Origin of the sequence: Desulfovibrio psychrotolerans, assembly GCF_013340305.1 — a bacterium.
In the GTDB taxonomy this organism is placed as follows: Bacteria; Desulfobacterota; Desulfovibrionia; order Desulfovibrionales; family Desulfovibrionaceae; genus Halodesulfovibrio; species Halodesulfovibrio psychrotolerans.
The window spans coordinates 189,060-204,128 of the sequence record NZ_BLVP01000002.1 but is presented as its reverse complement, the minus strand read 5'-3'; the positions used below and the strand labels follow the sequence as shown (position 1 = coordinate 204,128).

The 15,069-nt window shown below is 58.1% G+C and carries 10 protein-coding genes; 9 read left to right on the top strand and 1 reads right to left on the bottom strand.

Annotated features, from left to right (window positions below):
- Positions 1-43 precede the first annotated feature (43 nt).
- Positions 44-1,108 (top strand): NAD-dependent epimerase/dehydratase family protein, encoded by a 1,065-nt coding sequence (locus tag HUV26_RS03760; RefSeq protein ID WP_174408769.1) that lies wholly within the window; start codon positions 44-46, stop codon positions 1,106-1,108.
- Positions 1,109-1,234: 126 nt separating this feature from the next.
- Here the strand turns inward: HUV26_RS03760 and HUV26_RS03755 are convergent, their stop codons facing one another.
- Positions 1,235-3,718, bottom strand: a complete 2,484-nt coding sequence (locus HUV26_RS03755) for a glycogen/starch/alpha-glucan phosphorylase (RefSeq protein WP_308483142.1) — start codon at positions 3,716-3,718, stop codon at positions 1,235-1,237.
- Between the two features lie 561 nt (positions 3,719-4,279).
- Between HUV26_RS03755 and HUV26_RS03750 the strand changes: the two genes are divergently transcribed.
- From HUV26_RS03750 to HUV26_RS03715, 8 genes are all read left to right on the top strand, one after another.
- Entirely contained in the window at positions 4,280-6,124 is a 1,845-nt protein-coding gene (locus tag HUV26_RS03750; protein ID WP_174408768.1) for a DEAD/DEAH box helicase, read from the top strand.
- Between the two features lie 319 nt (positions 6,125-6,443).
- A complete protein-coding gene (locus HUV26_RS03745; protein WP_174408767.1) occupies positions 6,444-7,769 on the top strand; it encodes an amidohydrolase family protein in 1,326 nt (441 codons plus the stop codon).
- Between the two features lie 22 nt (positions 7,770-7,791).
- Positions 7,792-8,748 (top strand): aspartate carbamoyltransferase catalytic subunit, encoded by a 957-nt coding sequence (locus tag HUV26_RS03740; RefSeq protein WP_174408766.1) that lies wholly within the window; start codon positions 7,792-7,794, stop codon positions 8,746-8,748.
- Positions 8,745-10,019 (top strand): dihydroorotase, encoded by a 1,275-nt coding sequence (locus HUV26_RS03735; RefSeq protein ID WP_174408765.1) that lies wholly within the window; start codon positions 8,745-8,747, stop codon positions 10,017-10,019. Before HUV26_RS03740 ends, HUV26_RS03735 begins: the two co-directional genes overlap by 4 nt.
- Before the next feature lie 272 nt (positions 10,020-10,291).
- On the top strand, positions 10,292-11,605 hold the full coding sequence (locus tag HUV26_RS03730) for an HD domain-containing protein (RefSeq protein WP_174408764.1): 1,314 nt from the start codon (positions 10,292-10,294) through the stop codon (positions 11,603-11,605).
- A 157-nt stretch (positions 11,606-11,762) separates the two neighbouring features.
- Entirely contained in the window at positions 11,763-12,380 is a 618-nt protein-coding gene (locus tag HUV26_RS03725; RefSeq protein ID WP_174408763.1) for a hypothetical protein, read from the top strand.
- A 4-nt stretch (positions 12,381-12,384) separates the two neighbouring features.
- On the top strand, positions 12,385-13,530 hold the full coding sequence (locus HUV26_RS03720; RefSeq protein WP_174408762.1) for a helix-turn-helix domain-containing protein: 1,146 nt from the start codon (positions 12,385-12,387) through the stop codon (positions 13,528-13,530).
- 300 nt (positions 13,531-13,830) lie between these two features.
- Positions 13,831-14,817: a glycosyltransferase gene (locus HUV26_RS03715; RefSeq protein ID WP_174408761.1), complete on the top strand. Its 987-nt coding sequence runs from the start codon at positions 13,831-13,833 to the stop codon at positions 14,815-14,817.
- The last annotated feature ends 252 nt before the right edge of the window (positions 14,818-15,069 follow it).

The following is a 15,069-nucleotide window of genomic DNA, read 5'->3' as shown; positions in this document are numbered from 1 at the left end:
CCGTATGTACCAACCCCGCAAACCTTCGCAGGGCCAGCCCATCATGCCAAAGACGCCAGAAACGCCACAGACTCCCAAAACGCAAAAGACGCCAGCAGCACCCGGCCAGCCAACCCATCCACAAAACGCCTGCCTTGTCACCGGCTGCGCCGGATTTGTCGGCAGCCACCTTACCGATGCCCTGCTGTCGCTGGGCTTTCCCGTCGTGGGCGTGGATATCATTCCCCGTGCGCAGGCAGCCAACCTGTCGGATGCCTTCGGCAATCCGGCCTTCCGCTATGTGGAGCACGACATCACGCGCCACGGCGTCCTCAAACGCTGCCATGAGGAATACCCCCGCATCGGCCATGTGTTCCACCTTGCCGCCGTGGTCATGGTGGCCTTTTCCATGGAACACCCGGAACTGACCATGGCCACCAACTACACGGCCACACAGGCCCTGCACGCAGAATCGCGGGAAGCCGGGGCGCAGGCCTTTGTGTTCGCGGGGTCGGCGGCGGAATATGGCGATGATCCGCGCCTCCCCCTGCGGGAAGAATACGCCGATCCCCAAACCGTCCACAACAGCCCCTACGGGCGATCCAAATACCTCTCCTCCCGCCTCATGCAGGAAAGCGGCTACGGTTGCTCCCTGCGGTTCTTCAATATCTTCGGCCCCCGGCAGGATCCCAGCAGCCCTTACAGCGGCGTGGTTTCCAAGTTCATCACGCAGGCAACGGCAGGCGATGAACTCGCCATCTTCGGAGACGGCGGGCAGACCCGCGATTTCATCTACGTCTCAGACGTGGTACGTTCCTACCTCATTGCCGGGGGAGTCATCCCCAATCCGGCAACCGGCCTCACCGCGCCCCTTTCCGGTATCTATAATGTGGGCACCGGCAGCAGCATCACCATCCGCAGTCTGGCAGAAAAGGCCATCGCCACCACCGGCACGGGCAGTTCCATCCGCCACGCCGCTCCCCGCGCAGGTGACATTTACCACTCGCAGGCAGACATCTCCCTGTTCACGCAGACCACGGCATTCGCGCCCCAAATTACCTTTGAGGAAGGCCTGCGCCGCACCATCGCATGGGCAAACAGCCAGCATGCCGCAGCGGGAAAGGCGTAAAAGGATTCTCCTGCTTCCCAAAGCGGGCTTCAATGCAGGCGCCGGCTCACCACTCCACTTTCCAAAAAAAAGGGCGGCCCGTGCCGCCCTTTGCAATCATATCTGTCCTGCAAACCGTCCCGCCGCCTACACGCCCTCCACACCCCATATGTCACGGGCATACTCGCCCATGGAGCGGTCGCTGGAGAAAAAGCCCATACGCGCCGTGTTCAGCATGGACCGCCGCGCCCACCCCGGCTGATCCAGATACGCTCTCGCGGCATCCTGCTGCCGATATGCATATGACCGGAAATCAGCCAGCACCATGTAGCGGTCGCCGTGATTAAGCAGGCTTTCCACTATATCACGGAACATGTGGGGGTCGCCGGGTGAGAAGTAGCCACCGGATATCATGTCCAGCACCTCACGCAGCTCGCTGTCCGTCTCATAGAAGGTACGCGGGTTATACCCCTGCCTGCGCAGGTCTTCCACCTCATGCGAAAGCAGCCCGAACAGAAACAGGTTTTCATCACCCACATGCTCCAGCATCTCTATGTTAGCGCCGTCGTGCGTCCCTATGGTAATGGCACCGTTCAGGGCAAACTTCATGTTCCCCGTGCCGGAAGCCTCCATCCCCGCCGTGGATATCTGCTCAGAAAGATCCGTGGCAGGCATGATGCGCTCCGCCAACGTCACGCAGTAGTTCTGCAAAAACACCACCTTAAGCATATCTCCCACGCGCGGATCGGTATTTATGGTATACCCCACGGCGTTAATAAGCTGGATAATGTGCTTCGCCATGTAGTATCCCGGTGCCGCCTTGCCGCCAAAGATGAACGTGCGCGGCACTATTCCCGCGTCCGGGTCCCTGCGGATGCGGTTATACAGCGTTATCACGTGCAAAATATTCAAAAGCTGCCTTTTGTATTCATGAAACCGCTTCACATGCACATCGTACAAACTTTCCGGCAAAATGGTTATGCCGTTCTTTGCATGTATGTACTCGGCAAGCTTCTGCTTATTGCGCAGCCGCACCTCCATCCACGCCTTCTGGAATCCTGCGCTTTCCGCATACGGCTCCAGCTTTTTCAACTGTTCAAGGTCTGTCAGCCACTCCGTGCCGATATGCTCAGTTATCAGCCACGCCAGCGTGGGATTGCACTGCCTCAACCAGCGGCGCGGGGTTATCCCGTTGGTCTTGTTGTTGAAACGTTCCGGGAATATCTTGTAGAATTCGTTAAAAATGCTTTCTTTGATGATGTTGGAATGGTGCGCCGAAACCCCGTTCACGCTGAAGCTGCCCACAATGGCAAGGTGGCTCATGCGCACAAAGCGCTGCTCCCCTTCGTGAATGAGTGAAACACGGGCAAGCAGCCCGGGGTCATGCGGAAACTGGCGGCGCACGTCATGCAAAAAGCGCCGGTTTATCTCGTAGATAATCTGCAAATGCCTCGGCAGTACCTTGCGGAACAGTTCCTCCGGCCACACTTCCAGCGCTTCGGGCAGCACGGTGTGGTTGGTGTAGGCAAAGGTACGCACGCAGATGTACCACGCCTCTTCCCACGGCAGCAGTTCTTCGTCCACCAGCAACCGCATCAGTTCGGGTATGGCAACGGCAGGATGCGTCTCGTTAAGATGAATGACGTTCTTGCGGGGAAACTGGTCCCACGCCACGCCTTTTTTGCGGAAACGCCGCACAATATCCTGCATGGTGGCGGAAACAAGAAAGAACTGCTGCTTCAGGCGCAGTTCCTTGCCCTCCGGTGCCTCATCGTTGGGATACAGCACCATGGAAATATTCTCGTCCCGAATCTTCTTTTCCACCGCCCCTATGTAGTCCCCGGTGTTAAAGAAGGAAAACTCGAACTCCCGACTGGATTTCGCCGCCCACAGGCGCATGTTCAGCACATAGTCGTTCCGGTAGCCGGGAATGAACATATCGCACGCCATGGCCATCACGGTGCTGCCGCCTTCCAGCGTATGCCGCAGCCTGCCCTGCTCATCCACCCACTCCCGCACGGAACCGTAAAACCGTACCGGATGCATGTAATGGGTGCGTTCAAACTCCCAGTGCTGCCCTCCGCGCAACCAGTTGTCCGCCCGTTCCACCTGCTGCCCGTCCCGGATGAGCTGATGAAAAATACCAAAGGCGTAGCGTATGCCGTAACCGTAGGCGGGCAGGCGCAAGGCCGCCATAGAATCCAGATAGCACGAGGCCAGCCTCCCCAGCCCTCCGTTGCCCAGTCCGGGCTCCCACTCCTCTCCTGCCACATCGTCAAGGGTAAACCCCAACTCGGTCAGGGCATCACGCGCCTCTTTCTCCAGCCCCAGCGCAATCAGGTTTTGCCGCAAAAACGGACCGGGCAAAAATTCCAGCGAAAGATAATACACCCGCTTGGAACTCTTGGCATAAATGGCCCGCTGGCTGGCAATCCACTTTTCCACCAGCCGGTCGCGCAGGGCAAGGGCAAGCGCGCGAAACACGGTCTGCCTGTCCGGGCGTTCGTTATCCCGCCCAAGACTGTAAAGAACATGCCACAAAATATCGGCTTTCAGGGTATCGGCTGGCAGGGTGGCCGGCGAAGCGGTCTCACGCATTCCGGCCAATGCTTCGGGAGTGGTGGAATCCATGCACAAAACCTCCGGCTAGTGGGGGTTACGGTCCGTTCCTTGGCGCATCATGTCCGCATGCACGCCCTCATACACGTCCGCCTAATGCAAGCGTGCGCAGGAGCCTGTATACGGGAATCGGGCATCTTCATACCATACTGTACAATGCCCCCTCATACCATGATTTCCAGCAGGAAGATACGTTTTTCGCCCATTTCCCCAGCCCAAAGCAAGGCTCTCCGGCCCTGCGTCAACTCTTTTTTTCAGATTGATTGCATAAATAGCTTTACATCGGCCCGGATTCGCGTAGAGATAACCCACTCGCGTGACCGGACATGAGCCACACCCCACGTCTGCCCGCGTGCACCGCCCCTCAGAACAGGGAGAACAGGTGCCGCACACAGGGCAACGCCGTTTCGCATAACACCCGAACCGACAGACTCCCGTCCAGAGCACAACAAGACACTTGCCGGACCGCCCAGCGGATTGCGCCGTTGCGCACTTCCATGTATGCGGCCGGACGCGCAATCGACAGTCACGCACGATTGCCCCACTCCTTCCAACATATTTTCAGGAATCCACGTGAGCTTCGAATCCTTTTCTCTTGACCGGCGCATACTCGCCGGCGTCACTGCGTGCGGGTACGAAACCCCCACCCCCATCCAGACCCAGGCCATTCCCCCCGTCCTTCAGGGACGCGACGTTCTCGGTCTGGCTCAGACAGGCACCGGCAAAACCGCCGCGTTTGCCCTGCCCATTCTCCAGCATCTCGTAAACGTCGATGCAAGCCGGCGCGGCCCCGTGCGTGCGCTTGTGCTGGCCCCCACCCGCGAACTGGCTCTGCAGATACAGGAAACCTTCGTTTCCCTCGGCAAGCAGACGGGCTTTCGCAGCACCTCCGTGTTCGGCGGCGTCGGCATTGTCCCCCAGATAAAGTCCCTGCGCGCATCTTCCATAGCCGTTGCCTGCCCCGGCCGCCTTCTCGACCTGATTAACCGCGGCGAATGCGACCTCTCGCAGGTAGACGTGCTGGTGCTGGACGAAGCGGACCGCATGTTCGACATGGGCTTCCTGCCCGACCTGCGCCGCATTCTCGCCCGCCTGCCCGTCAAGCGTCAGAACCTCATGTTTTCTGCCACCATGCCTTCGGAAATACGTGCCCTTGCGGGAGAGGTTCTCAACGACCCCATTACCCTGCAGGTGAACCACACCGTTCCGAAAACCTCCATTGAGCATCTGGCCTACGCTGTTCCGCAGCGTCAGAAGACCAGCCTGCTGGAGGCCCTGCTCAAGGAAACCGATCACGAAAGCGTTCTCGTCTTCACCCGCACCAAGCACCGCGCCAAGAGCGTGGCCCGCATTCTGGGTGAAAAGGGCTGGCGCGCCACCTCGTTGCAGGGCAACCTTTCGCAGAACAAGCGTCAGGAAGCACTGGACGGTTTCCGCTCCGGAAAATACTCCGTCATGGTGGCAACCGATATCGCCGCACGCGGCATAGACTGCACAAGCATTTCGCACGTCATAAACTTCGACCTGCCCGACACGCCGGAAACCTACACCCACCGTATCGGCCGCACCGGCCGTGCGGACAGAACAGGCAAGGCCCTCACGCTGGTTTCAGGCGAAGATGTCTCCATGATGCGCTCCATCGAACGCACTCTGGGCAGCGAAATCACCCGCTGCACGGTAGCAGGCTTTGCCTACGGCGTGCAGGATTCCACTCCCGATCAGGACAACTTCGGCCGTCCCAATGAACGCAACGGACGCAATGGCCGCTACGGCCAGCAGCAGAAGTCTGGCCAGCAGGCCGGACGCGGCGGCAAGTCCGCTCCCGCGCAGCGTTCTGCCCGGCAGGATGACCAGCGTTCCTCGCAGGATCGGTACAAAGACCGCCCCTACGAACGCTCCTCAGAGCGCGCAGGCCGCGACGAATCCCCCTTCGGCAACAAGCGTTCCGGTGGCCGCTCCCCCTACGCTGACCAGCTTGCAGACGACCGTTCCAAGCCCGCTTACGGGCGCGCCGCAAAGCCCGCCTACGGACGTGCCGCGCAGCCTGCTGGCAAGTTTGCGCAGGAAGGCGGCGTTAAGCCCTGGCGTAGCGCAGAATCCGACCGCAATGCGGATGCAGGCAAACGCTTCGACAGGCAGGACCGTACCGGTAATACGGGTAATGTGGCTAACACGGGTAACGGCAACGGTGGCTACCGTGGCCGTGAAGGCTTCGGCAAGGGCCGTGAATTCGGCGAAGAACGCGCCTCCGGCAACGGACGCGGCTACGCAGGCGACCGCCCCTACGAAAAGGCCGCACAGCGTCCCGGCAAGCCGCAGCGCACCCGCACGGACAACGCCGCACCCTCGCGTGATGGCGACTCCCGCCGCGATGTTGCCCCGCGCGATACCCGCCGCACCCGCGCAGGCTACCGCTAGTCCGGCAACCGTCCGCGCCGCCACTCCGGCACAACAGCCGGAAAAAGCAGCGCCCTGAAAACTTTTACCGGTTTTCAAGAACCTGCGGTGCCACGAGCATACAAAACCCCCTCCCTGACAGGCCGCAACCACGGCCCGTCAGGGAGGATTTTTCTTTTCCCGTCAGGCCGTTGCACCGCCTCCTCCCGCTCTTTTCCGGAACACGCGCACTGTATGATCTGCCGCGTCCCCCCACTCCGCCCTTTACAAACGGAGGGGATTATGTGAGGTAACTGTGTGGGCGTGTGCCCGATTCTCAAGCATACAACCCGGCAGAACCATGCTCACAGCCGTGCGCGCCAAGCGCGTCCTGACCATGGCCGACCAGCGGCCCAGTCCCTGCGGCAGCGCCTCCCGTGCGCCCATTCCGTCACCCATTGCGTCACCCGTTGCGTCACCCGTGTCACCTGCCCCGTCACCCGATGCAGCCCCCGCATCGCCCGTGTCATACCCGGCACCGCACGGCCCGGCACCGCACGACCCGGTCCCCCTGCCGCCCGTCCTTGACGATGCGGTGGTGGTCGCGCACCACGGCGTCATTACAGACGTGCTCCCCTACGCAGAGTTCTGCGCCGCCTATCCTTTCTCTCCGCAGGACCTCGGCCCCGCCACCATCCTTCCGGGACTGGTGAACTGCCACACCCATCTGGAACTCTCCCACCTTGCGGAAAGGGCAACCTGCGGCAAGGGATTCGAGGCGTGGATAGACTCCCTGCTGCCCCTCATGGCGCCGGACGCCGTCCCGGCAGCAGACCGCCTGCACGCGCTGGATCAAGCCGTGGCGTCCATGGTGCGCACAGGCACCGTTCTTGCGGCAGATGTCTCCTCCGCCGCCCCGCTTCACGTGCACGAGGCGGCACTGCGGCACGGGCTGCACGTGGAACACCAGATGGAAGTCTTCGGCTACGCCTTTTCCCCCCGGCCAGATATGCAAAACATCTGGCCCGCCGCCGCATCCTCTCTGCCCGCTCAGGTCCGAAAGCGGAACACCGCCCTTGCCGGGCATGCGCTGTATTCCACACATCCCGCCGCGCTGGTATTGGCCAAACAGTGGTGCCGCTCCCATGAGCGGCATTTTTCTATGCACCTTGCGGAACACCCCGGCGAGGAGCAGATGCTGCTGCGCGGCACAGGGTCGCTCCACGCCATGCTCTCCCGCCGTGTGCTCCCGGCAGACTTCACCGCCCCCGGCATGCGCCCCGTGTCCTATGCCGCAGAACTCGGCCTGCTGGACGAATGCACCCTCGCCGTACACTGCGTGCACTGCAATGATGCAGACATCGCCCTGTTACACGCCAGCGGTGCCACGGTGTGCCTGTGCCCCCGGTCAAACGCCCTCATCGGGGTGGGATGCCCCCCCGTACAGTCCTTCATGGAGGCAGGCATCCCCCTCTGCATCGGCACAGACAGCCTCGCCTCCAACCACAACCTCAACCTCTGGAACGAAGCCCGCGTCCTGCGCGACGAATACCATATCCCCGTTCCCGCCCTGCTGCGCATGCTCACGGCGGAAGGTGCCCGCATACTGGGGCATTCGCATACGCTGGGCTCGCTGGAACCGGGCAAGCTGTTCCGCTATGCCGTGCTGCCTAACGATTTTTCATGACCCATCAAACAGAGTGCGCAACATGCAAGAAAAACATCGCTTCACATGGCCTCACAAGGATCTGCTGGATGTCTCCCAGCTCTCGCTGGACGAGGTGAACCATCTTCTCGACACCGGGGAGCAGTTTCACGAAATCAACCGGCGTCCCGTCAAAAAGGTGCCCACCCTCAAGGGCAAAAGCGTGGTGCTCTTCTTCGCGGAACCGAGCACGCGCACCAAAACCTCGTTCGACGTGGCAGGCAAGCGCCTTTCCGCCGACACCTTCGCCCTGACCAAAAGCGGCTCCAGCATCACAAAGGGCGAAACGCTCAAAGACACCGCCCTCACCCTGCAGGCCATGAACCCGGATGTCATCGTCATCCGCCACTGGTCCAGCGGCGCGGCGCAGTATCTGGCGGAACGGCTGGACTGCGCCATCGTCAACGCGGGCGATGGCTGGCACGCCCACCCCACGCAGGCGCTTCTGGACGCCTTTTCCCTGCGCAACCACTGGGGCAGGAGCTTCGCGGGCAAAACAGTGCTCATTCTGGGCGATATCCTGCACAGCCGCGTGGCCCGGTCCAATGTCCAGCTGCTCACCAAGCTCGGTGCCAGCGTGCGCCTGTGCGCCCCCCACACCCTGCTTCCTGCGGGCGTGCACAACTGGCCCGTCACCGTGCACACCTCGCTTGATCAGGCCGTGCAGGGCGCAGATGCCGTCATGTGCCTGCGCCTGCAACTGGAACGCCAGCAGGCGGGCCTGCTCCCGGACCTCAGCGAATACGCCACCACCTACTGCCTCACCGCGCGGCATATGGCCATGGCCAATCCCGGCGCGCTGGTGCTGCACCCCGGCCCCATGAACCGGGGGCTGGAAATAGCCTCCGAGCTTGCAGACAGGCCGGAGAGTCTGGTGCTGGAGCAGGTGGCGTCCGGCGTGGCCGTGCGCATGGCCATTCTCTTTCTGCATGCAACCCGCAAAGACGGAGGCACAAAATGAGCAGCCCCCTCATCATACGCAACGCCCTGTATCTGGGGCAGGCAGTGGATATCGCCGTGCGCGGCGGCGTGGTGGAGTCCGTAACCCCGCACGAAGCGGCCCGCAGGTCCTTCCCTGCTGATACCGCCGTGCACGAGGCGCAGGGCCTGAAAATCTTCCCCAGCTTCGCAGACTGCCACGTGCACCTGCGCGAACCCGGCTACGAGTACAAAGAAGACATAGAATCCGGCCTGCGCGCCGCCGCCCATGGCGGATTCGGTGCTGTCATGGCCATGGCCAACACCAATCCCGTCAACGACAACGCCTCCGTCACCCAATCCATGCTTGCCAAGGCCCGCGCAACGTGGCCTCACGGCCCGCGCCTCTTCCCCGTGGGAGCCGCCACCGTGGGGCTGGAAGGCAAGCAGCTGGCCCCCATGGCGGAACTGGCAGCCGCAGGCTGCGCCGCCATATCCAACGACGGCCGTCCCGTAGGCGGTGCGGAACTCTTCCGCCGCTGCATGGAATACGCCCGCACCTGCGGCCTCATCGTCATAGACCATTGCGAAGACCCCACCCTTGCCAAAGACACCCACATGAACGAGGGCGAAACCAGCGGGCGCATAGGCGTCAAGGGCCAGAGCGTGGTGGCGGAATCCGTGCAGGCCGCGCGCGATATCCTGCTGGCGGAATACCTGCAAATTCCCGTGCATCTGGCCCACATAAGCTGCAAACAGTCGGTGGACCTCATCCGCTGGGCAAAGGAGCGCGGCGTGCCGGTCACGGCAGAAACCTGCCCCCATTACCTGCTGCTCAACGATACAGAGCTGGTCAACTACTCGCCCATGGCCAAGGTAAACCCGCCCCTGCGCACGCCTGCGGACGTGGCAGCCATGCGGCAGGCACTGGCAGACGGCACCATAGACATCCTCGTCACAGACCACGCCCCCCACGCCGAGCACGAAAAAGAATGCACGCTGGATGAGGCCCCCAACGGCATCTCAGGGCTGGACAGCGCCGTGCCGCTCACATGGACCCTCGTACGCGATGGCGTGCTCTCGGAGCACGACTTCATCCGGCGCTGGTGCCACGCCCCGGCAGAAATCTTCAACCTGCCCGTAAACCGCTTCGCCCCCGGCGACCCGGCAGACTTCTTCCTCTTCGACCCGGAAGAACGCTGGGTGCTCACGCCGGATGCCATGCACTCCAAGGGCAAAAACACACCGTTCCTTGGCCGCATGCTCACCGGCAGGGTCAAGGCGCATTGGCTAGGAGGCGTGCGGGTCGTGTAGCCTTCCGGCATACTGGCGGGTAATACGGCAGCGCGCTGTTTCCACAGTCACAGGCACGGTTAAGGCTTGTCTTTTCAGAACAGGGTGTTATATGCGCTGTATCCTACGTGTTTCACACGTTTCCGGCAGAGCGCAGCAGGGCAACTGCCCGTTCAAACAGCCACGATTCGCTTGACAACGGAAGCTTCCCCTGTGAAGCAGATTCTTTCCGCAACAGAACGCACCATCCATCCCGTCTGGCAGTAGGCGGGATGTATGACATAGGAGGATGAATGAGCCAGCCTTTCAAGGATGCCATCGGCATATGCAAAACCATCATGCGCAACGGGTACGATGCGTATGTGGTCAATACCATGTTGCAGAAAGAACTTTACAGCCCCCGCCGCGAGGCGGAAATTGATATCGCCTGCGAACCACCAACAGAAGAACTCGCACGGCTGTTCCCCGGCCTGCAGCCGGGTGTGGAAACCGGCTCACTGGGCATGCTCAAGGAAGGCGGCATCACCTTCCACTTCTACCCGGCCGATGTGGAAGATGCCTCGCACCCGGAAGCAACACTGGCGCGCATAACCCCCCGCCTGCTCAAGCGGCTGGAAGAAAACGGCTCGCTCCCTGCGCACCTTGCCTGCCCCTATATTCCCCGCACTTACGAAACCTATGACGGGTTCGTCGATTTTCATGTGGGCGAAATCCGGCTGGAAGGCATCCCGGATGAAACCCTGCGCCGCAACTATCTGCTGGGCATCCGCGCCCTGCGGTTTGCCGCAAACTTCGACCTGCCGCTGGAAAAGAACACATGGATGGCCATCGTCAAAGGCGGCTCGCGTATTCTCGATTATGTTGCCGTAAGCGACATCATGGACGAGTGGCGCAAGGTGGAAGCGGAAAACATGTGGCATTTCGTGCAGTTGATGTTCGACTCCATGCTCCTGCACGGCCTGCTGCCAGAGATAGCCGCCCTGTCCCGCGTGGTGCAGATAAAGAATGATGAAGGCGATCAGGAAACCGTGCTGGAGCACACCATCGCCACCATGCGCCGGTATCCGGAAGAACTCCCCTTCGACTGGCTGGGCACCCTCGCCCTGCTGTTCCACGATGTGGGCAAGCTGTTCACGGCAGAATTCGACGGCGACCGCTGGACCTTCTACCAGCACCACCGCGTGGGGGCCAAGGTTACGCGCAAGCTGCTTTCGCGTCTGTCCTTCCCCACAGAAGACATAGACCTCATCTGCCATCTGGTGCGGCATCATCTGCGGTTCCACTCCATGCTCACGGATAAGGGCATCCGCAGGTTCCGTGCGCTGGATGAATACCCGCGCCTCATAGAGATGGCCCGTGCAGATCGTAAGGCGCGTGGTAAGGCGCTCACCTCGTTCAATCACAATATGAAGTATCTGGAACGTGCGGATACGCCGGAACAGATGGTGGAACCCTACCTCAACGGGCGCGATATCATGCAGGCCACCGGCCTGAAGCCCGGCCCCCATGTGGGGATTATCCGAGATGCGTTGCTCACGGCTCAGATTGCCGGGCAGGTGAACTCGGTTGAGGAGGCTGTGGAGTGGGTGAAGGGGTATAAGTTGTAATTGGCCTTAATCATAGAATTATTGAGATTTAGCCCGGACGAGAAATCGTTCGGGCTTTCTAAATTCAAAGCTTTCACAGCTCATATGATAAAACTTATTGACAATAACAAGTCGTATGGTTAATTTTTCAAAAAAAATAAGTCAAAGGAGTTTTCTATTGAGCACGACCTTTTCCTCCTCCACACTAGATGCCATCGCTGAGTTTTTCATCACGCACCTACTCATAAACTACAAAGAAGCTGCAAACGATGCTTGTAGCGCATATGCAATCAGTGCTTTCTTTACGAATTACACGCTTGGGGGCACATTCTGGGATTCTTCTCACCAAAGGATTGTGGCTCTTTGCCAAAAAAACGAAGACTTAAGGCAATTTATATCCTTCGCCAACAATACGTTGATTTTTAATATTGCTGGGACCGAATTTAGATGCTACCGAGTGCCGCCAGAAACGGGTATCCCCCACGGAGCGATTGCTTTCAAAAAATCTTTAAAGAGAGATCAACATTTACTCACTTCGGATTTTGAGCAATACATTCCACAGGGAAAACTAATGGTAGGTTTCCATGTTGATTCGGAAGAAGGGCTTGTAAAAGCAGACCTCTCCGAAATATACCCACGGATTGACTCCAAAGGTTTCACTCGTAACCCCCTGCTTACTCTTTTCAATGCCTCAAGTTCAATGCCACTTTTTCCGGCCGAAACTGAACGCCCCAAACCCGCACGTCCCAAAGTTTCCTTTGAGGGAGCAATGGGATTGGAGGCGGTAAAGAAATAATAGCATGCCATCCAAAGGACTCCAGTACTATCTTAACAAGCTAAACCCAAGCATGGTAACGTATGCTCGGGAATTGAAAGGCGTTACCAAAAAGGAACTCGCAGAAAGTCTGCGCAAAACGCCTGCAACTATTTCGCGAATTGAATCAGGCGACCTCAGACCTGACATAGAAACTTTTTTTTCTCTTTCGAGAGTTTTGAACGTTGAGCCTCAATTTCTTTCAAGAGACGAAAACGACTTCTTAGCTTTTGACATTTCTAGGATACACTTCCGTGGGCAACGCAAGGCAAGCGCAACTCAAAAAAAAATGCTAATCCGACAAGGAGAAGCAGTCTCCGATGTTTTTAATTTTTTCAAAAAAAGAGGGATATCTTTTCCATCGGATAACATTTCAGACTTATCAACACCAGCCCAAACACAATATGATATAGAAGAGCTATCTATTGAGTTACGAAAGAGACTGAACCTTGGATTTGGCCCAATAAGCAACTTAACAAATTCACTTGAATGCAATGGATATACAATAATAAAACTTGAAAATGGACATGGATTTTCTATAGATGCATTTTCGAGCATGTCAGGAAAAACTCCTACAATCGTATTGTGCCCACACGAAAGCTCTAGCAGAGCTTTATTTAGTATAGCGCATGAGATTGGGCATCTTCTATTGCATGAATATACAGATGGAAGCATGCAACAAGAGAAAGAGGCGAATTATTTTGCAAGCTCTTTCTTGATGCCTTGGAAGTCATTCAAAGATGAATGCCCAAAGAGATGGAACTATACTGCTTTTTCAGAATTAAAAAAGCGTTGGAAATTATCAATTGGCGCAATGCTATACAGAGCAAAGCAACTTAATATCTTTTCTGATTCAACGTACATACGGGCAATCAAGCAAATGAAATATTCAGGCACAAGTATACACGAACCAAATGAACCAGATACAGAAAAAGTTTCTCTTTTCAGCGAGGCCATTTCGCTTTTAATAGACAACAATATTAAAATTAATGAAATTGAGGAACAAACAGGGCATAAAAGAAAAAACATTATTGATATTCTTATTGCACAAGATGTTGATCAAGAGCTAGTTTCGAGATTTATACCTGGGAATACCCAAGAAAGAAAACCATTAGTGCAGATGATGCCATAAACTGCTTCATATCAGTCAAGTTGTAGAATGAAGAACGCATCATCGTGCCATCAAGATCGCACACACCCAGCGATTGCGGTGGCACTCCAGATCTCCCCGCAAACACCGCATCAATCTTTATTGACAAACGAATAAACACACCCTATCCAAAATCTGGAGGCTTTGTCGACGTAAGTTGACATTGCCTTTTCTTTTTTTTCAGCAACCCTTTCCAGACTCGCCCCACCACCATTGACTCGGCATTTGAAAACTTGCATATTTTCAGGCGTTCATACCTTCATACAAGTCAACAGGCACCCCATGCCCCTCCTCAACATAACCATCCCCGTCTTTAACCGACCGGAGCTGACGCGCCGGACGATTGAGGCGGTGCGGCATAACACCCGGCATCCGCATACGCTTACGGTCGTGGACAACGGCAGCGATGCGGAAACGCAGGATTTGTTGCGGGAGATGAAGGAGCGGGGGCAACTGGAATATCTGTTCCGGCTGGAGAAGAATTACGGGGTGGCGGTTGCCGCCAATGTGGGCTGGCGGCTCATTCCCGCGCCCATCTACATGAAGCTGGATAACGATGTCATCATCCGCAACCCCAAATGGCTGGATATCGTGCTCCTGCACATGCAAAAGGCACCGCGCGATGCCGTGTGGGGCGCAGACCTCAACAACCAGATGCACAACCCGGAATACGTTACCGATCGGCAGGGGCTCATCGCCCGCACCACCTCCCACGTTTCCGGCGGGGCCATACTCATCCCCAAATCCATTTCCGATATCGCCGGATACTGGTGCGAAGACTACGGGCTATACGGTTGCGAAGACGGCGACTACGGCGAAAAGCTGAAAAGCCTGAGCATTGACCAGTACTATTTCGACCACACCCCGTTCATGGACCACCTCGGGCACGACGGCGAAACCATCAAAAAGGCATACGGGCTGGATAAGCAGACCACGCAGGATCTTTTCCGCAATCTGTTCACCACAAACTATCTGCTCTACGCCACGGGAAACCGCGCCGCGAACACGCCCCCGCAGTACATTCCGGAATCATTCGATGGCTACACCCTCACCATGCGCAGCAACAAGCCCTACCGCCACATATGGCGGGCACTGCTGCAATTCCACAACATCCGCCTGAACCACATGCACGATGCGCACAAAAACGCCCACTACCTGAATCTGCTCATCACCGAACAGAACCGCCACTGGTCGCAGGCTGTATTCGATGCGGAACAGGCTTACGCCCGCATCCGCAGGCAGCTGCACACCCCTGAACCAACGGCGTAAGCCTCCGGAGCACCGCACGCCGCGCACGTCCCGCTGCACGGCAAATCCGGTCAGACCGCCGCAACTTCTCCCGCTCCTTCCAACAAGGCAGACCGCATAAAAGCGGAGCAGGCAGCTACATGCCACCCGACACACAGCCCCGCACGCAGACACGCCCCCTGCCGCCCGCCCCTTTTTCCTTGCACACATCCCCCTTTTCCCGTACCAATCCGGCACAGCGGAACAGGCCCCCGCGATGCCCGCAACTGTTCG